General features: G+C 67.4%; 19 protein-coding genes. 13 read left to right on the top strand and 6 right to left on the bottom strand.

Annotated features, from left to right (window positions below; all coding sequences use genetic code 11):
- The first annotated feature begins 1 nt into the window (after position 1).
- The 6 genes from hisH to ACW17Z_RS11190 all read left to right on the top strand — a co-directional run bounded on the left by hisH (position 2) and on the right by ACW17Z_RS11190 (position 3,975).
- A complete protein-coding gene (gene hisH, locus ACW17Z_RS11215) occupies positions 2 to 643 on the top strand; it encodes an imidazole glycerol phosphate synthase subunit HisH (protein ID WP_492056062.1) in 642 nt (213 codons plus the stop codon).
- The gene (hisA, locus tag ACW17Z_RS11210; RefSeq protein WP_492056061.1) at positions 631 to 1,365 is read left to right on the top strand and encodes a 1-(5-phosphoribosyl)-5-[(5-phosphoribosylamino)methylideneamino]imidazole-4-carboxamide isomerase; all 735 of its coding nucleotides are present in this window, start codon (positions 631 to 633) and stop codon (positions 1,363 to 1,365) included. Before hisH ends, hisA begins: the two co-directional genes overlap by 13 nt.
- Complete coding sequence (gene hisF, locus ACW17Z_RS11205) at positions 1,365 to 2,147, top strand: imidazole glycerol phosphate synthase subunit HisF (protein ID WP_492056060.1); 783 nt, start codon at positions 1,365 to 1,367, stop codon at positions 2,145 to 2,147. The genes hisA and hisF overlap by 1 nt, the downstream gene beginning before the upstream one ends.
- Entirely contained in the window at positions 2,144 to 2,470 is a 327-nt protein-coding gene (locus ACW17Z_RS11200) for a phosphoribosyl-ATP diphosphatase (protein WP_492056059.1), read from the top strand. Before hisF ends, ACW17Z_RS11200 begins: the two co-directional genes overlap by 4 nt.
- Positions 2,471 to 2,677: 207 nt before the next feature.
- On the top strand, positions 2,678 to 3,262 hold the full coding sequence (locus ACW17Z_RS11195) for a hypothetical protein (RefSeq protein WP_419319311.1): 585 nt from the start codon (positions 2,678 to 2,680) through the stop codon (positions 3,260 to 3,262).
- The gene (locus ACW17Z_RS11190) at positions 3,259 to 3,975 is read left to right on the top strand and encodes a cytochrome c3 family protein (RefSeq protein ID WP_492056058.1); all 717 of its coding nucleotides are present in this window, start codon (positions 3,259 to 3,261) and stop codon (positions 3,973 to 3,975) included. The genes ACW17Z_RS11195 and ACW17Z_RS11190 overlap by 4 nt, the downstream gene beginning before the upstream one ends.
- Before the next feature lie 9 nt (positions 3,976 to 3,984).
- Here the strand turns inward: ACW17Z_RS11190 and ACW17Z_RS11185 are convergent, their stop codons facing one another.
- Genes ACW17Z_RS11185 through timA form a run of 3 tightly spaced genes read right to left on the bottom strand, consistent with a single transcriptional unit; the run spans position 3,985 to position 6,287 of the window.
- A complete protein-coding gene (locus tag ACW17Z_RS11185; protein ID WP_492056057.1) occupies positions 3,985 to 4,539 on the bottom strand; it encodes a Smr/MutS family protein in 555 nt (184 codons plus the stop codon).
- A gap of 3 nt (positions 4,540 to 4,542) precedes the next feature.
- Positions 4,543 to 5,688, bottom strand: coding sequence for a murein transglycosylase A (gene mltA, locus ACW17Z_RS11180; protein ID WP_492056056.1), 1,146 nt, complete (start codon positions 5,686 to 5,688; stop codon positions 4,543 to 4,545).
- Complete coding sequence (timA, locus tag ACW17Z_RS11175) at positions 5,688 to 6,287, bottom strand: TIM44-related membrane protein TimA (protein WP_492056055.1); 600 nt, start codon at positions 6,285 to 6,287, stop codon at positions 5,688 to 5,690. The genes mltA and timA overlap by 1 nt, the downstream gene beginning before the upstream one ends.
- Before the next feature lie 161 nt (positions 6,288 to 6,448).
- Between timA and secB the strand changes: the two genes are divergently transcribed.
- Complete coding sequence (gene secB, locus ACW17Z_RS11170; protein ID WP_419319316.1) at positions 6,449 to 6,943, top strand: protein-export chaperone SecB; 495 nt, start codon at positions 6,449 to 6,451, stop codon at positions 6,941 to 6,943.
- 82 nt (positions 6,944 to 7,025) lie between these two features.
- Here the strand turns inward: secB and ACW17Z_RS11165 are convergent, their stop codons facing one another.
- Positions 7,026 to 7,712 carry a response regulator transcription factor gene (locus tag ACW17Z_RS11165; protein ID WP_035048857.1) on the bottom strand — a complete coding sequence of 229 codons (687 nt, stop codon included), beginning with the start codon at positions 7,710 to 7,712 and terminating at the stop codon, positions 7,026 to 7,028.
- 61 nt (positions 7,713 to 7,773) lie between these two features.
- Here ACW17Z_RS11165 and ACW17Z_RS11160 point away from each other — a divergent pair, with 61 nt between their 5' ends.
- Positions 7,774 to 8,280, top strand: a complete 507-nt coding sequence (locus ACW17Z_RS11160; RefSeq protein ID WP_492056054.1) for a L,D-transpeptidase family protein — start codon at positions 7,774 to 7,776, stop codon at positions 8,278 to 8,280.
- Positions 8,281 to 8,418: 138 nt separating this feature from the next.
- On the opposite strand, the gene ACW17Z_RS11155 is transcribed toward ACW17Z_RS11160, so the two are convergent.
- Positions 8,419 to 9,078 carry a YggS family pyridoxal phosphate-dependent enzyme gene (locus ACW17Z_RS11155; protein ID WP_492056053.1) on the bottom strand — a complete coding sequence of 220 codons (660 nt, stop codon included), beginning with the start codon at positions 9,076 to 9,078 and terminating at the stop codon, positions 8,419 to 8,421.
- A 21-nt stretch (positions 9,079 to 9,099) separates the two neighbouring features.
- Here ACW17Z_RS11155 and ACW17Z_RS11150 point away from each other — a divergent pair, with 21 nt between their 5' ends.
- The gene (locus ACW17Z_RS11150; protein ID WP_492058516.1) at positions 9,100 to 9,711 is read left to right on the top strand and encodes a thiamine phosphate synthase; all 612 of its coding nucleotides are present in this window, start codon (positions 9,100 to 9,102) and stop codon (positions 9,709 to 9,711) included.
- Here ACW17Z_RS11150 and ACW17Z_RS11145 read toward each other — a convergent pair.
- Positions 9,708 to 10,118 (bottom strand): NtrZ family periplasmic regulatory protein, encoded by a 411-nt coding sequence (locus tag ACW17Z_RS11145; protein WP_419319319.1) that lies wholly within the window; start codon positions 10,116 to 10,118, stop codon positions 9,708 to 9,710. The genes ACW17Z_RS11150 and ACW17Z_RS11145 overlap by 4 nt on opposite strands.
- A 249-nt stretch (positions 10,119 to 10,367) precedes the next feature.
- Here ACW17Z_RS11145 and ACW17Z_RS11140 point away from each other — a divergent pair, with 249 nt between their 5' ends.
- The 4 genes from ACW17Z_RS11140 to holA all read left to right on the top strand — a co-directional run bounded on the left by ACW17Z_RS11140 (position 10,368) and on the right by holA (position 15,213).
- On the top strand, positions 10,368 to 10,898 hold the full coding sequence (locus ACW17Z_RS11140) for a DUF3576 domain-containing protein (RefSeq protein WP_419321513.1): 531 nt from the start codon (positions 10,368 to 10,370) through the stop codon (positions 10,896 to 10,898).
- Positions 10,899 to 11,037: 139 nt separating this feature from the next.
- Positions 11,038 to 13,629, top strand: coding sequence for a leucine--tRNA ligase (gene leuS / locus ACW17Z_RS11135; RefSeq protein WP_492056052.1), 2,592 nt, complete (start codon positions 11,038 to 11,040; stop codon positions 13,627 to 13,629).
- A 3-nt stretch (positions 13,630 to 13,632) separates the two neighbouring features.
- The gene (gene lptE, locus ACW17Z_RS11130) at positions 13,633 to 14,136 is read left to right on the top strand and encodes an LPS assembly lipoprotein LptE (protein WP_492056051.1); all 504 of its coding nucleotides are present in this window, start codon (positions 13,633 to 13,635) and stop codon (positions 14,134 to 14,136) included.
- Positions 14,137 to 14,160: 24 nt separating this feature from the next.
- Entirely contained in the window at positions 14,161 to 15,213 is a 1,053-nt protein-coding gene (holA, locus tag ACW17Z_RS11125; protein ID WP_492056050.1) for a DNA polymerase III subunit delta, read from the top strand.
- Positions 15,214 to 15,293: the final 80 nt, after the last annotated feature.

Here is a 15,293-nt window from a genome sequence, read left to right as displayed (position 1 = left end):
CATGCAGACCGTCGCCCTGATCGATTACGGGTCGGGCAACCTGCGTTCGGCTCAAAAGGCCCTGCGTGAGGCGGCCCGTCGCCGGGGGATCGCCGCTGACATCGTTGTCACCGCCGATCCCGATATTGTCGCCAACGCCGACCGCGTGGTTCTGCCTGGCGTGGGGGCGTTCGCCTCGTGCCGCGCCGGCCTGGACGCCTCGGGCGTCTATGAGGCCATGAACACCGCCGTCCACGGCAAGGGCGCGCCCTTCCTGGGCATCTGCGTGGGCCACCAGTTGCTGGCCACGCGCGGCCTGGAATTCGGCGTCACGCCGGGCCTGGACTGGATCGCCGGAGAGGTCAGGAAACTGGCGCCCAGCGACCCCAGCCTGACCATTCCGCACATGGGCTGGAACGCGATCAAACTGACGCGCGATCACCCATTGTTTTCGGGCGTCGCCGACGGCGCCCACATGTACTACGCCAACTCCTTCGCCCTGACGCCGACCGATCCGGCCGATGTCCTGGCGACCACTGACCACGGCGGCCCGTTCACGGCGGCGGTGGTCAAGGACAATGTCGCAGGGGTACAGTTCCACCCCGAGAAATCTCAAGCTGCAGGGCTATCCCTGCTCGCCAACTTCCTGGAATGGCGCCCATGATCCTCTATCCCGCCATCGACCTGAAGGACGGCCAGTGCGTGCGTCTGCTGCACGGCGACATGGAGAAGGCCACGGTCTTCAACACCTCGCCCGCCAACCAGGCCGAACGCTTCGTCAAGGACGGCTTCTCCTGGCTGCACGTCGTCGACCTGAACGGGGCCATCGAGGGCAAGTCGGTCAATACGGCCGCCGTGCAGTCGATCCTGGAATCGATCTCGATCCCCGTGCAGCTGGGCGGCGGCATCCGCACCCTGGAAGGCATCGAGGCCTGGATCGAGGCCGGCGTCAGCCGGGTGATCCTGGGCACCGTCGCCGTGCATGATCCCGAACTGGTCAAGAAGGCCGCGCGCCTGTGGCCCGAACAGATCGCCGTGGCCGTCGACGTGCGCGACGGCAAGGTGGCGATCGACGGCTGGACCGGTCTGTCCGAGCTCTCCGCCATCGACCTGTCGCGCCGCTTCGAGGACGCCGGCGTGGCGGCCCTGATCATCACCGACATCAGCCGCGACGGCGCCCTGACCGGCGTCAATGTCGAGGGCGTGGGCGAGCTGGCTGACGCGGTCTCGATCCCGGTCATCGCCTCGGGCGGCGTCGCCGCCGTGGCCGACATCGAGCGCCTGAAGGCCCGCAAGGGCGTCAGGATCGCCGGGGCCATCCTGGGCCGCTCGCTCTATGCCGGAACCATCCAGCCGGCCGAAGCCCTGACGGTGGCGGCGGCCTGATGCTGAAGACCCGGATCATTCCCTGCCTCGACGTGAAGGACGGGCGGGTGGTCAAGGGCGTCAATTTCGTGGCCCTGCGCGACGCCGGCGATCCGGTGGAGCAGGCGAGAGCCTATGACGCGGCCGGGGCCGACGAGCTGATGTTCCTGGACATCACCGCCTCCAGCGAAGGCCGCGGCCTGATCCTGGACGTGATTTCCCGCACCGCCGAGGTTTGCTTCATGCCGGTCTCGGTCGGCGGCGGCGTGCGCGAGGTGGCCGACATGCGCCGCCTGCTGCTGGCCGGCGCCGACAAGGTCTCGACCAACACCGCCGCGGTCGAAAACCCCGACCTGATCGCCGCCGGGGCCGACGCCTTCGGCGCCCAGTGCGTGGTCGTGGCCATCGACGCCAAGCTGCGCGAGGACGGTTCGGGCTGGAACGTCTGGACCTATGGCGGCCGCAAGGACACCGGTCTCGACGTCGTCGACTGGGCCGCCAAGGTGGTGGAACGCGGCGCGGGCGAGATCCTGCTGACCTCGATGGACCGCGACGGCGCCAAGATCGGCTACGACATTCCCCTGCTCAAGGCCGTGACCGGCGCGGTTTCCGTGCCCGTGATCGCCTCGGGCGGGGCGGGCAAGACCGAGCACCTGGTCGAAGCCGCCCGCGACGGCCACGCCGCCGCCGTGCTGGCCGCCTCGATCTTCCACTTCGGCGAAATCAGCATCGGCGAGGCCAAGCGGGCCATGGCCGACGCCGGCATCCCCGTGCGCCTGGACGACCTGCAGGGCGCGGCATGAGCAAGCTGTTCGAGACCCTCGAGCGCCTGGCCGCCACGATCGAGACCCGCAAGGGCGGCGATCCGGCCGCCTCCTACACCGCCAGGCTGCTGACCGACCCCAAGCTGGCCGCCAAAAAGCTGGGCGAGGAAGCCGTCGAGACGGTGATCGCCGCCGTCGCCCAGGGACCGGACGAGCTCGCCAGCGAAAGCGCCGACCTGCTGTATCACTGGCTGGTTCTGCTGGCGGCTTCAGGGGTGTCGCTCGACGCGGTGGCCGACAAGCTGGCGGCGCGTGAGGGGACTTCCGGGATCGCCGAAAAGGCTTCGCGCCAAACCCCATAGCTTCAGCGTAGCGATCACGCCCTGTCGCCGGCTTGATCCAGCGCAATGCCGTCTCTCCGCACTCTGGGAACAGTATCGCAAGGCAGCGCCGACAGCGGCGCTATGAGGCCGCCATGCGAGACTTGAACCGACCGGCGCTCATCCCCGGCGCGGCCGTCATCCGCCGGATTCCGAGACTTTCCCCGGGCCCAGGCTGAGGCTGAGCCCTTGTCCGCAAAGCCGGAACTCCTGCTGCGTGAAGTCCTGCCGTTTTTCCTGGGACTGGCGGCCCTCCTCCTCGCAACCCTTCTGATTGACGCCCTGTTGCACCTGGTCGATGCGGTGTGGATCGGCCGGTATCTGGGGATACCGGGCGTCCTGCTGATCCTGGTCTCGTTGAGACATTCGCTGCGCAAGCGGGGCATCCTCAAGACCGGCGACCCCGTGCGTCTGCTGCGCCTGCACGAAGGGCTGGCCTGGGCGGGGTCCTTGCTGGTGCTTGTCCATGCCGGCATCCACTTCAACGCCGTCCTGGCGTGGCTGGCCGTGGTCGCCATGCTGATCAACATCGCCAGCGGCCTGACCGGAAAGTACCTGCTCCGCCGCGCCCAAACCCGGCTCAAGGCGGCGCGAACGGAACTGAAGGCCGAGGGGGTTTCCGACCTCGAGGTCAGCGCGCGACTTCACAACGACAGCCTGGCCGTCGATGTGATGAGAACCTGGCGCAAGGTGCATCTGCCGATCGCCCTGGTCTTCGCCACTCTCGCCCTGGCGCATATCAGCGCCATTTTTATCCTGTGGGGCTGGAAATGACGCCGCGATGGGTCTGGATCAGCATCGGTGTCGGTCTAGCCGCGATCATCGCCCTGATCTTCGTTTTCCCGCACCAGATGGTGAGCCCCGGCGACCTCAAACCCGCCCATGCGGCCCTGCAACAGAACTGCTTTGCCTGTCATGCGCCCCTGGCCGGCGCATCGGCCGACCGCTGCGTGGCCTGCCACGCAGTCGCCGACATCGGCCGGCGCACAACCCTGGGGGAGCTGATCAAGCGCCCCGTGTCACGGCCGCCTTTTCATCAGACCCTGATCTCGCAGGACTGCATGGCCTGTCACACCGATCACCCAAGGCCCCGGCTGACGCACAATCTCACACGTCCGTTTGACCATGACCTGTTGCAGCCCCAGGCGCGGGCCGCCTGTTCAACCTGCCATAGCGCGCCCCGCACCGATTTTCATCGCGGCGTGGCCTTGCCCTGCAGCCAGTGCCACGGCGTCCAGGCCTGGAAACCCGCCACCTTTGATCACAGCCGCTACTTCAAGCTGGCGGGCCCACATGACGCGCCCTGTTCGACCTGTCATGTCGGCGGGAACCTGCAGACCTTCACCTGTTATGGCTGCCATGCCCACCAGCCCGGGCAGATCGAGGCCGAGCATCGGGAAGAAGGGATCCGCAACATCCAGAACTGTGTCCGTTGCCACCGCAGCGCCGACGGCGAGGGCGGTCAAGGTGGTGAGCGAGAAAACTGAGCGCGCGCTCTAGGTCCGCCGCTTCAGCGCCACGTAAAGCGCCCCCTCGCCCCCGTGCCGCTGGTCGGCTTGCGACACGCCGGCGATCATCTCGCGCAGGGCCGGTGAGGCCAGCCATTCCGGCGCGCGCTTCTTCAGCACGCCATGGCCGATCTTGCCCTTGCCGGTGATGATCAGCACGGCGCGATGCCCGTCGGCATAGGCGCGACGGATGAAGCCCTCCAGGGCCGGTCGGGCCTGCTCCTGGTCGAAGCCGTGCATGTCCAGCCGCGCGCCGATCGGATCGTGTTCCTTGATCAGGCGCTTGCGGCGATTGGGCTCGATATGGCCGGGCGCCGACTTCGGGGCTCTGACCGGGGCGGGCCGGATCTCGGCCGGATCGATGCGCAGCGGCGCGATCGAGGCCAGGTACGTGGGCTGAACCTTCGCGGCCTTGGGCGCCTTGACCGGCCTGACCTTGACCTTGGCCCGCATCTTCAACGGCTTGTCGCCCGGCAGCGCGTGCACGGTATCGGCCACCATGCCCCAAAGGCGCAGTTCTTCCGGTCGCGGCGGCCGTTTCATGGCTCAGGACTTCGGTATCGGAACCAGGCGGTACATCCGCAGGTCGTGGCGCACGCGGCCCGCCTCGACGCCGGCGCTGGAACCGCTGCCGGTATAGAGATCGGCGCGAACCTCGCCCTTGATCGCGCCGCCCACGTCCAGCGCCACGGCCAGGCGGCGATAGGCGGGGAAGGCGCCGGCCAGCTTGGGCGCCGCGGCGTCCAACCAGTAGAGGCCGCCCATGGCGTGGCGGCTGGGATCGACGGCGATGGCCCGGCCCGCCGGCAGGGGTATGCCAGCCGAGCCCACGGCTTCCTTACCGTCGTCTTCCGACAGCTTGAAGAAGATGTAGCGCGGGTTCAGCTGCATGATCTCGTCAGCCTTGGGCCCGCGATTGTCGGCCAGCCAGGTGCGGATCGCATCGCCCGAGGTGTTGTTGTCGGCCAGCAGGCCTCGATCGCGCATGGCCGTAGCGATGCCGACGAAGGGCTTGCCGTTGCCGCCGGCGAAGGCGGCCCGCAGGCGGCGACCATCGGGCATGACCAGGATGCCCGAGCCCTGGATCTGTAGGAAGAACAGCTCTTCAGGGCGCATCCAGGCCAAGGGCTTGTCAGCGGGCGAGGCCTCGATGGCCTTGCGGTCCGGATAGGGCTCAAACTTGCCGGCCTTGACCCGGCCGGTGACCTTCTTGCCGGCGAAGCTGGGCTCGAAGGCGCCCAGGTCCAGCATCACCAGATCGGAGGGCACGCCGCGCACCGGAGCGCTGAACTCGTCGGAACGCGACATCTGGGCATCGTATTTCGGGGCGAAATAGGCGGTCAGCAGGCCCTGGTCGCCCACGGCCTGGGGCCGGAAATTGGCTTCCAGGAACAGGCGGGCGCCCCAGTCGTCGCGCGGGCCATCCGTACGGGCCAGGCGGCAGACACGGGCCATCTCCTGGTCGCGGGCCACGCCGCAGCCGGCGCGGAAGGCGTCCAGGGCGGCGAGGTGATCTTCCTCAGACCAGCCGGCCAGGGTGTTGAACCCCAGAACCGGAGCGCTGGGAGTCTCGGGAACGGTCGAGCTGACCGGCGGGGCGATCGGGCCGGTCGCGATCGGCGGCGGCGTGGTGGTCGTACAGGCCGCCAGGGTCAGCGAAGCCAGGACGGCGATCAGGCCAAGGCGCGACATCAGGCTTCGGCGGCTGCGACGTGGACCAGGGTCCAGTTGGGATTGGCCGATTTCAGGTCGCGCTCGAAGGTCCACAGCTCGGCGGTGCGGCGGTCATCGACGGCTTCACCCTCGGCGCTGGTGGTGCGGGCGCGCACCTCGGCCAGGATGCGCACCGTAGCGCGGGCGGTGTCGCCGACGACGGCGACATTGTCGAGGTCGACGCGCGGCGGCGTCATGATCTCGACCTTTTCCGACCGGCCTTCGGTTTCGCGCGCCACGATGGCCGCCTCGAAATTGGCCATGACGTCGTCGGCCAGCAGCGGCTTGAGCGTCTCGCGATCGCCGGCGGCGAACGCCGTGACGATCATCTCATAGGCCGAGCGAGCCCCGCTCAGAAAATGGCTGGTGTTGAAGTCGGGCTGGCGCGCGCGCAGAGCGGCGACGCCCTCCAACGGCCCGGGAGCAGCGGCTTCAGCGGGATCAGCCGGGGCCGGAACCGTCTTGGCCATGGCGGGCGCGTCCTCGGGCTGACGCCCGACGCGACGCCCCAGCGTGGCGTAGAGCTGGTAGAGAACGACAGCGGCAATAACCGCGAGAACGAGTATCTGAATTAGCACTTGGGTATCCGCGTCTGCGTCGACAGGCTGGTCGCCCTGTCTATATAGGCGAGGCGAGCTCTCCCGTCAGGCGCCTGGCGTTGCACCAGGGCCCTCCGCGTGTTAGCAGCGCCGCTCTCTCCTAGCGGCCTTTCTAGCGGCCGAGTACGGATTTATTCCTAATGACCGACACGACCGCCGCCCCCGAGGGCGCCCAGGACGATAACGCGGCCGCTCAATCGGGCATCCGCATCATGGCCCAGTTCATCCGCGACTTCTCGTTCGAGAGCCCGCTGGCGCCCGACAGCCTCCGTTCGGGTACGGCCCAGCCGGCCATCGACATGGGCGTTGAAATGAACGCCCGCGGTCGCACCGACGGCCTGTTCGAGGTGGACCTGAAGCTTTCGGCCCGCGCCACCCGCGACGACCAGCCGGTTTTCCATGTGGAAGTCGTCTATGGCGGCCTGTTCCACATCGCCGGCGTGGCGGAAGCGGCCCTCGAAGAAGTGCTGCTGATCGAGTGCCCGCGCTTCCTGTTCCCGTTCGCCCGCCGGGTGATCGCCGACATCACCAGCGAAGGCGGCTTCCCGCCCTTCCTGATCGACCCGATCGACTTCGGCGGCGTCTATGCCGCCCGCAAGGCCCAGGCCGAGAGCGTGGTGATCGGCAACGCCTAAGGCGTTTTCGATCCGATAGATTTGAGAAACCCCGGCGCAGCGATGCGGCCGGGGTTTTTCTTTTCTATCGCGACCTCTGTCGCTACGGCTGCAGCCGATACCCGCCCATTTCGGTGATCAGGATCTTGGCCATGGCCGGATCGGGCTCGATCTTCTGGCGCAGGCGATAGACGTGGGTTTCCAGGGTGTGGGTGGTGACACCCGCATTATAGCCCCAGACCTCGGTCAGCAGCTCCTCGCGCGACACGGGCTTTGAGCCGGCGCGATAGAGGTATTTCAGGATGTTGGTTTCCTTCTCGGTCAACCGCACCTTTTTCTGCTTCTCGTCCACCAAGAGCTTGGCCGAGGGGCGGAACTCGTAAGGACCGATGCGGAACAGGGCGTCTTCCGAGGCCTCGTAGCTGCGCAGCTGGGCGCGAATGCGGGCCAGCAGCACCCCGAAGCGGAAGGGCTTGGTCACATAGTCATTGGCGCCGGATTCCAGCCCCAGAATGGTGTCGCTGTCGCTGGCGGCCGCCGTCAGCATGATCACCGGGGCCATCACCCCGTTCTTGCGCATCAGCCGGCAGGCCTCGCGGCCGTCCATGTCGGGCAAATCGACGTCCAGCAGAACGAGATCCGGCTTGATCTCGCGCGCCATGCGCACGCCCTCGCCGGCCGTGGCCGCCTCGGCCACCGCGAACTCTTCATGCAGGGCGAGCTGTTCGGCCAGCGCGCCGCGCAGGTCGTCATCGTCGTCGATCAGCAGAAGGGTCTTGCGTTGCGCCATAGGCCGGAACATGCACCGGTGCGCCCCCCGGCGACAACCCTTGGGAGCGGAGAAGCCGACAATGATCTTCAGGGCCCACCCCGACGGCCAGATTGACGTCAACGGACGCACGGTCCGATGCGCCCTGGGCAAGGCCGGCGTCATCGCCGCCGCCGACAAGCGCGAGGGCGATAACAGGAGCCCTGTGGGCGTCTGGATGATCCGGCGCGTGCTCTATCGCCCCGATGTCTATCCGAACGGTCCAACCACCGCACTGCCCGTCGAGGCGATGGCCCCGGACGACGGCTGGTGCGACGCGCCGGGCGACCCGGCCTATAATCGACCGGTCAAATTGCCCTACCCCGCCAGCGCCGAGCGGCTGTGGCGGGACGACCATGTCTATGACCTGGTCGGGATCCTGGCTCACAATGACGATCCGCCTGTCCCAGGGATGGGCTCGGCGATCTTCCTGCACCTGGCTCGCGAGGATTATTCCGGCACCGAGGGCTGCGTGGCCCTGGCGCGCGAGGATCTTGAGGCCCTTCTGGTGATGGCCAAGCCGGGCGACGCCATCGAAATTTCTCTCTAAACCGCTCTCCCCGGCGAAAGCCGGGGCCCAGATCCAGCCTGAGCGTCTGAAGATGACGCGCCTTCGCGCTTCGCCAGACCTTGAACCGCTATGGGTTCGATCTGGACCCCGGCTTTCGCCGGGGAGAGCGGAAGATTTTTAGCTCCGAACCCCAAAGATCGCCGATCCCACCCGCACCGAGGTCGCGCCTTGGGCGATGGCGATCTCGAAGTCGTCGCTCATGCCCATCGACAGCTTCTCGACGCCGTTTCGCCCGGCGATCTCCCGCAGGGCCGCGAAATGCGGGGCCGGATCGTCTTCCGCGGGCGGGATGCACATCAGCCCCTCGAGGGTCAGGCCCAGTTCGCGGCACAGGGCGATAAAATCATCGGCCTCGGCGGGCGCCACGCCGGCCTTCTGCGGCTCTTCCCCGATGTTGACCTGGACATAGAGGCGGATCGCCTTGCCCTGCCGTTTGATCTCGTCAGCCAGGGCCCTGGCCAGCTTCTCGCGGTCCACCGTCTCGATCACGTCGAAGAAGCCCACCGCATCGCGCACCTTGTTGGTCTGCAGCGGCCCGATCAGATGCAACTCGACCCCGTCGCGATGCGGCGTCCAGCGCTCCATCGCCTCCTGGACGCGATTTTCCCCGAACACCCGCTGGTCAGCGGCCAGAACCGGGGCGATATGGTCCCAGGGCTGGGTCTTGGACACCGCCACCAGCGTGACCGAACCCGGCGAACGGCCGGCCGTGATCTCGGCGGCGGCGATACGGGCGCGAATAGAGGCCAATGCGCTATCTTGGGGGGCGTCGGGCATGCAGGAGATCGCTTGAAACCGATGGATGAGCTGGATGCCCTGTCTAGGACGGCCCTGACCTTCGCGCCAAGGACGGCGCGCGGTTTAGCCCTGCCCAGCCTGCTTTTCTTCACCGACCCCGCGCGGGTTCCAGACCCCGAAGCCGTCGCCGAACGCCTGCCGCGCGGCGCGGGGGTGGTGTTTCGGGCTTTCGGCGCGGCGGACGCTGTGGCCCAGGGACTGCGCCTGCGCGCCATCGCCGACCGCTGCTGCCTGGTTCTGCTGGCCGGCGCGGACGAGGCCCTGGCCCGGTCCATTGGCGCCGATGGCCTGCATCTGCCGCAAAGAACCAGAGAGACCGCGTCGCTTCTGCGCGCAAGGCAGCCGGACTGGTTGATCACGATCGCGGCTCACGACCGCGAGGCCGTCTTGGCCGCCAGCGCTCTAGGAGCCGACGCCCTGGTCGTGTCGCCGGTGTTTGCGAGCAACAGCCCGTCAGCGGGGACGCCGCTGGGTGTCGAGGGCCTGAGCGCTCTGGTCTCAGCGACGGACACGCCGGTTTACGCCCTGGGCGGAATCCGGGCGGCGACGGTGGAAGGCTTGAAAAACACGGGGATCGTCGGCCTGGCGGCCGTGGAAGCGTTCTTGTCCTAGAACTTGAACGCGGTTTCCAGGCGAACGCGGGGCGCGGGCTCGACCGGCTCGGCCTTGCGGGCGGCCAGGGCCGGGTTGTTGTCGCCCAGGGCGACGGCGCCGCCGACGCGAATGGACGGCGTAAGCTTGAAATAGGCGCCGGCTTCGACGTCCTTCAGCTCCATCTCACGACCGACGGGCTGGTCGAGGCCAAGCTTGAGGCCCCATTTGCCCTTCTTGGCGTCCCACTGCAGGGTCTTCTTGGAGTCCCGGGGGCTGAACACGCCCTTGGGGTTGCTGGTGAAGTCGCTTTTGACCGTAAAATCAGGCGTGGCGGAGCGCGTCTTGATCTGAGCGTGAGCGATCGTCGCCGATCCCGTGAGGATCAGCGCAGCTGCGCTTGCCGTAATAAAACGCGTCGCGGTCATCGCTACTCGTTACCTGTCCCAAACCCCACGTCCTCCCATGTAGGAGGTCGCGCCCTTATTATCGATTAAAGGCTTGGGTAGAACGTGGTCAACCGGCGTTTGGTCGCAGGATACCGCTGTAGTCGCGATTCAGACGGCGCCTGTGGCGGACCGGTCACGCGATTCCTGTTTTGAGGCAGCGCGGCCATGCTATAGACCGGCCTCCGGCTGCGGGGGCGCGCCACAGTGCGCGATCGCGCCGGCGAGATATTGGAGCGAGGTACTATGGCGTTTGAGCGTGGGTCGGTTTTGCGCGGCGTCGCCGCTGGCGTACTGGCGCTGTCGGTTTTGGGCGTATCCGCCTGCGGCAGCACCAAGGGTCCCAAGGTTTTCTCCACCGTCTCGGATGACGGCGGCGGCTTCAATCCGTTCAAGGGCTTGGGCGGCGGCGGCAAGGCCCCGGCCAGCGAAGGCTCGATCGGCGTTAACGGCTATCTGTGGCGGGCCACGCTCGACACCCTGGCCTTCATGCCCCTGGCCTCGGCCGACCCTTACGGCGGCGTGATCGTCACCGACTGGTACGTGAACCCGGAAAAGCCTGACGAGCGCTTCAAGGCGACCGTCTACATCCTCGACACCCGCCTGCGCGCCGACGGCCTGAACGTCAACGTGTTCAAGCAGTCCAAGGACGCGGCCGGAGGCTGGACCGATACGCCCACCGCCGACCAGACGGCGACCGACATTGAGAACGCGATCCTGACCCGCGCGCGTCAGCTTCGGCTTTCGAACATCAAGGGCTAAGCCCCGGCGGGTCTTCGTCGTTCGCGGCGAAGACCCCGACCGCCGCACTTTCAGCGCGCTCCGGCCGCGAAACCGCATATATGTCTCGCGGACGCGCCTTTTGGGGCGCCCTTCCGCCTAATCTAGACATCTGGTTTCCATGGCCCGCTACAATCCCAAAGACACCGAGCCCAAATGGCGCAGCGCCTGGGCCAAAGCCGACGTCTTCAAGACGGCGGACATCTCGGATGGGCGGCCGAAATATTATGTGCTCGAGATGTTCCCATATCCATCCGGGCGCATCCACATGGGCCATGTGCGCAACTACGCCATGGGCGACGTCGTGGCCCGCTACAAGCGCGCCCAGGGCTTTTCGGTGCTGCATCCGATGGGCTGGGACGCTTTTGGCATGCCGGCCGAGAACGCCGCCATGGAGCGCGGCGTTCACCCCAAGGGCTGGACCTACGACAACATCGCCGCCATGCGCGAGCAGCTGAAGGCCCTGGGCCTGTCGATCGACTGGTCGCGCGAGTTCGCCACCTGTGACCCCGAATATTACGGCAAGCAGCAGGCCTGGTTCCTGAAGCTGCTGAAGCGCGGCCTGGTTTATCGCAAGGAAGCCTCGGTCAACTGGGATCCGGTCGACATGACCGTCCTGGCCAATGAGCAGGTCATCGACGGCAAGGGCTGGCGCTCGGGCGCGCCGGTCGAAAAGCGCAAGCTGACCCAGTGGTTCCTGCGCATCACCGACTATGCCGACGCCCTGATCGACGGCCTGAAAACCCTGGATCGCTGGCCTGAAAAGGTCCGCATCATGCAGGAGAACTGGATCGGCCGGTCCAAGGGCCTGCGCTTCACCTTCAAGTTCGCAGGCGAGGCTCCTGAGGGCCACGTCGCAGGGCTGGAGGTCTATACCACCCGTCCCGACACCCTGTTCGGCGCCAGCTTCGTGGGGATCGCCCCCGAGCATCCGCTGGCCGAGCAACTGGCGGCCGGCAATCCCGACCTGCAGGCCTTCATCGCCGAGTGCCGCAAGGGCGGCACCTCGGAGGCCGATATCGAGGGCGCCGAGAAGCTGGGCCGCGACACCGGCCTGCGCGTGGTCCACCCGCTGGACCCGACCCTCACCCTGCCCGTCTGGATCGCCAACTTCATCCTGATGGACTACGGCACCGGCGCCATCTTCGCCTGCCCGGCCCACGACCAGCGCGACCTGGACTTCGCCCGCAAGTACGACCTGCCGGTTTTGCCGGTGGTTCTGCCGCCCGGCGAGGATCCGGCGACCTTCACGGTCGCCAAGGAGGCCTATGTCGGCCCCGGTTCGATCTACAAGTCGGACTTCCTAGACGGGATGGACATCGAGTCCGCCAAGTCCGAGGTGGTCGCCCGCATCGAGGCCCAGGACCAGGGCCAGGGCGCGACGGTCTATCGCCTGCGCGACTGGGGCGTCAGCCGCCAGCGCTACTGGGGCTGCCCGATCCCGATCATCCACTGCGAGGCCTGCGGTCCCGTGCCCGTGCCGGAAGACCAACTGCCGGTGGTGCTGCCCGACGACGTCACCTTCGAGGCCGACAAACCGGGCAATCCGCTGGTGCGTCACCCGACCTGGAAGCACACGACCTGTCCGTCCTGTGGAGCCGCGGCCCAGCGCGAGACCGACACGCTGGACACCTTCATGGACAGCTCGTGGTACTTCGCACGGTTCGCCAATCCCGACGCGGCCGAGTGCATCGACAAGGCCTCGGCCGACCACTGGATGCCGGTGGATCAGTATATCGGCGGCGTCGAGCACGCGATCCTGCACCTGCTGTACGCCCGCTTCATCACCCGCGCCCTGAAGGACGAGGGCCTGCTGTCGGTCGAAGAGCCGTTCGCGGGCCTGTTCACGCAAGGCATGGTCACCCACGAGGCCTACAAGAACGTCGCCGGCGAGTGGGTTGAGCCCTCAGACGTCGTCATCACGGCCGAAGGCAATAGCCGCACCGCCAAGCACGCCGTGACGGGCGAGCCGATCTCCATCGGCGACATCGAGAAGATGTCGAAATCGAAGAAGAACGTCGTCGCGCCCGAGGACATCTTCGAGGCCTACGGCGTCGACGCCGCGCGCCTGTTCGTGATGAGCGACAGCCCGCCTGAGCGCGACGTGCAGTGGACCAATTCCGGCGTCGAAGGTTCCTGGCGGTTCACCCACCGGCTGTGGAATGAGTTCGACAGCCAGCCAGCCGGCGATTTCGCCCATGACGCTGGCGACGAGGCCGCCATGGCCCTGCGCAAGTCGGCTCACAAGCTGATCGGCTTCGTCACCGACAGCATCGACGGCTTCCGCTTCAACAGCGGCGTGGCGCGCCTGTACGAGTTCCTGAACGCCCTAAAGGCCGCTCCGGCCGAAGGCGCGTCCGAAGGCGTCCTGGCGGCCCGCAAGGAGGCCCTGCACATCCTGGCGCGCCTGGTCGCCCCGTTCACGCCTCACCTGGCCGAGGAAGCCTGGGCCAGCCTGGGCGGCGAAGGCCTGGTGGTCGACGCGCCCTGGCCCAAGGCCGACCCAGCCCTGGCCGCCGACGACGAACGCGTGCTGCCGATCCAGATCAACGGCAAGCGTCGCGGCGAGATCAAGGTTAAGGCCGGGCTGTCTGAAGGCGAGGTCGAGAAGATCGCGCTGGCCGATCCGGCCGTTCTGGCCCACCTTGAGGGGGTCACGGTCCGCAAGGTGATCGTGGTCAAGGACCGTATCGTCAACATCGTGGCCAACTGACCGATGAAACGCATTTTCCTGGTTGGCGCGCTCGCCGTCTCCACCCTCGGCCTCTCGGCCTGCGGGTTCACGCCGCTGTACGCGACGCCTGGCGTCACGCCGGGCCTGGCCTCGATCGAGACCGTCGCCCCCGATGGCCGCGCCGGCTTCCTGCTGCGCGAGCAGCTGGATGACGCCTTTGTCCATAGCCGCGATGCGCCCTCGGCCTATCGCCTGACCCTGGCGATCAACGAGCAGCGCTATGCGCGCGGCGTGCGGGTCGACAATGTCGCCAACCGCTACGAGCTGCGGATGGTCGTCAACTGGCGTCTGCTGGACGGCAAGACCGGCGCGGAGGTCCGCAAGGGCCGCAGCGAGGCGGCCGTGACCTATGACTCGGCCGACCAGCCCTATGCCGCCATCGCCGCCCAGAACGACGGCCAGGAGCGCGCCGCCGCCGAGGTGGCCCGCAACATCCAGCTGGACCTCGCCGCCTGGATGGCCGGCGGCCGCAAGGCCAAGACCTGACGCCCCTGCTGAAGGCCTGACGCCATGATCCTGTCCAAGCGACCGGACGTCGAACGCTTCCTGAAGGATCCGGCCCCGGATATCCGCGCCGTGGTGATCTACGGCAAGGATCGCGGCGTCGTGCGCGATCGCGCCGACCAGCTGGCCAAGCGCCTGTTCGCTCGTCCGGATGATCCCTTCGACACCGCCCAGCTGACCGAAAGCGACGTCGAATCCCATCCCGGCAAGCTGGAAGAGGAACTGTCGGCCCTGTCGATGATGGGCGGCCGACGCCTGGTGCGCCTGCGCCTGACCGGCGAGAAGGCCGGACCCGACAAGGCCACCGCCGAGGCGTTGACGCGCCATGTCGACGGCCAGCTCAATCCAGAAGCCCTGTTCATCGTCGAGGCCGGGGCCCTAGGCCGCGACTCGACCCTGCGCAAGGTCGGCGAGAAGGCCAGCGGCTGCGCCGTCATCCCTTGCTACGAGGACGAGGCCGGCGACATGGCCCGCCTGGCCCGCGAGACCCTGGCCAAGGACAAGGTCAGCCTCAACAGCGAAGCCCTCGACCTGTTTGTTTCACGACTGCCCAAGGAACGCGGCGTGGCGCGGATGGAGATCGAGCGCCTGATCCTGTTCCTGGGCCCTGGCAGCGGCGTCAACGCCACGGCGGCTGACCTGACCGACTTCCTGGGGGTCGAGCCCGAGGCCTCGCTCGGCGACGCCGCCATCGACGCCTTCGGCGGCCGGCTCGGCGCCGCCCAGGCCGGCCTGCGTCGCGCGGCGGCGGAAGGTGAAGGCGGACCGGCTGCGGTGCGGGCCATGGGCTATCACCTGGGCCGGTTGCGTCGCACCCTGACCCTGCACAAGAACGGCATCGACCTGACGGCGGCGGCCAAGGCCTCCGGCGTGTTCTGGAAACAGGAGCGCGAGTTCCTGCGTCAGGCCCGCGCCTGGACCCTGGAGCTGCTGCTCGACATCCAGGGCGAAATCCTCAACGCCGACCGGGCCTGCAAGACCTCCGGCTCGCCCGACCAGCTGATTTCCGAGCGCCTGGCCCTGATGATCGCCGGTCGCGCGCGCCGACTGGGTCTTTAGGCCGAAAACCCCGAAATCAGGGCGTTTGCTCGCCTGTGGATGACTTTCGGGAAAGCCTTGTCGAACAGGGCTTTACGCGG

Source organism: Caulobacter sp. GSs2 (assembly GCF_058680895.1).
This window is presented reverse-complemented; position numbering and strand designations above follow the sequence as displayed.

Excerpts from the sequence above, each read along its gene's own strand:
- ACW17Z_RS11155 (WP_492056053.1), bottom strand. The coding sequence starts at position 9,078 with ATGCCCGACGCCCCCCAAGATAGCGCATTGGCCTCTATTCGCGCCCGT.
- ACW17Z_RS11160 (WP_492056054.1), top strand. The coding sequence starts at position 7,774 with ATGATCTTCAGGGCCCACCCCGACGGCCAGATTGACGTCAACGGACGC.
- ACW17Z_RS11190 (WP_492056058.1), top strand. The coding sequence starts at position 3,259 with ATGACGCCGCGATGGGTCTGGATCAGCATCGGTGTCGGTCTAGCCGCG.
- hisH (WP_492056062.1), top strand. The coding sequence starts at position 2 with ATGCAGACCGTCGCCCTGATCGATTACGGGTCGGGCAACCTGCGTTCG.
- ACW17Z_RS11145 (WP_419319319.1), bottom strand. The coding sequence starts at position 10,118 with ATGACCGCGACGCGTTTTATTACGGCAAGCGCAGCTGCGCTGATCCTC.
- ACW17Z_RS11165 (WP_035048857.1), bottom strand. The coding sequence starts at position 7,712 with ATGGCGCAACGCAAGACCCTTCTGCTGATCGACGACGATGACGACCTG.
- hisA (WP_492056061.1), top strand. The coding sequence starts at position 631 with ATGGCGCCCATGATCCTCTATCCCGCCATCGACCTGAAGGACGGCCAG.
- leuS (WP_492056052.1), top strand. The coding sequence starts at position 11,038 with ATGGCCCGCTACAATCCCAAAGACACCGAGCCCAAATGGCGCAGCGCC.
- secB (WP_419319316.1), top strand. The coding sequence starts at position 6,449 with ATGACCGACACGACCGCCGCCCCCGAGGGCGCCCAGGACGATAACGCG.
- ACW17Z_RS11200 (WP_492056059.1), top strand. The coding sequence starts at position 2,144 with ATGAGCAAGCTGTTCGAGACCCTCGAGCGCCTGGCCGCCACGATCGAG.
- hisF (WP_492056060.1), top strand. The coding sequence starts at position 1,365 with ATGCTGAAGACCCGGATCATTCCCTGCCTCGACGTGAAGGACGGGCGG.
- lptE (WP_492056051.1), top strand. The coding sequence starts at position 13,633 with ATGAAACGCATTTTCCTGGTTGGCGCGCTCGCCGTCTCCACCCTCGGC.
- ACW17Z_RS11185 (WP_492056057.1), bottom strand. The coding sequence starts at position 4,539 with ATGAAACGGCCGCCGCGACCGGAAGAACTGCGCCTTTGGGGCATGGTG.
- mltA (WP_492056056.1), bottom strand. The coding sequence starts at position 5,688 with ATGTCGCGCCTTGGCCTGATCGCCGTCCTGGCTTCGCTGACCCTGGCG.
- holA (WP_492056050.1), top strand. The coding sequence starts at position 14,161 with ATGATCCTGTCCAAGCGACCGGACGTCGAACGCTTCCTGAAGGATCCG.
- ACW17Z_RS11150 (WP_492058516.1), top strand. The coding sequence starts at position 9,100 with ATGGATGAGCTGGATGCCCTGTCTAGGACGGCCCTGACCTTCGCGCCA.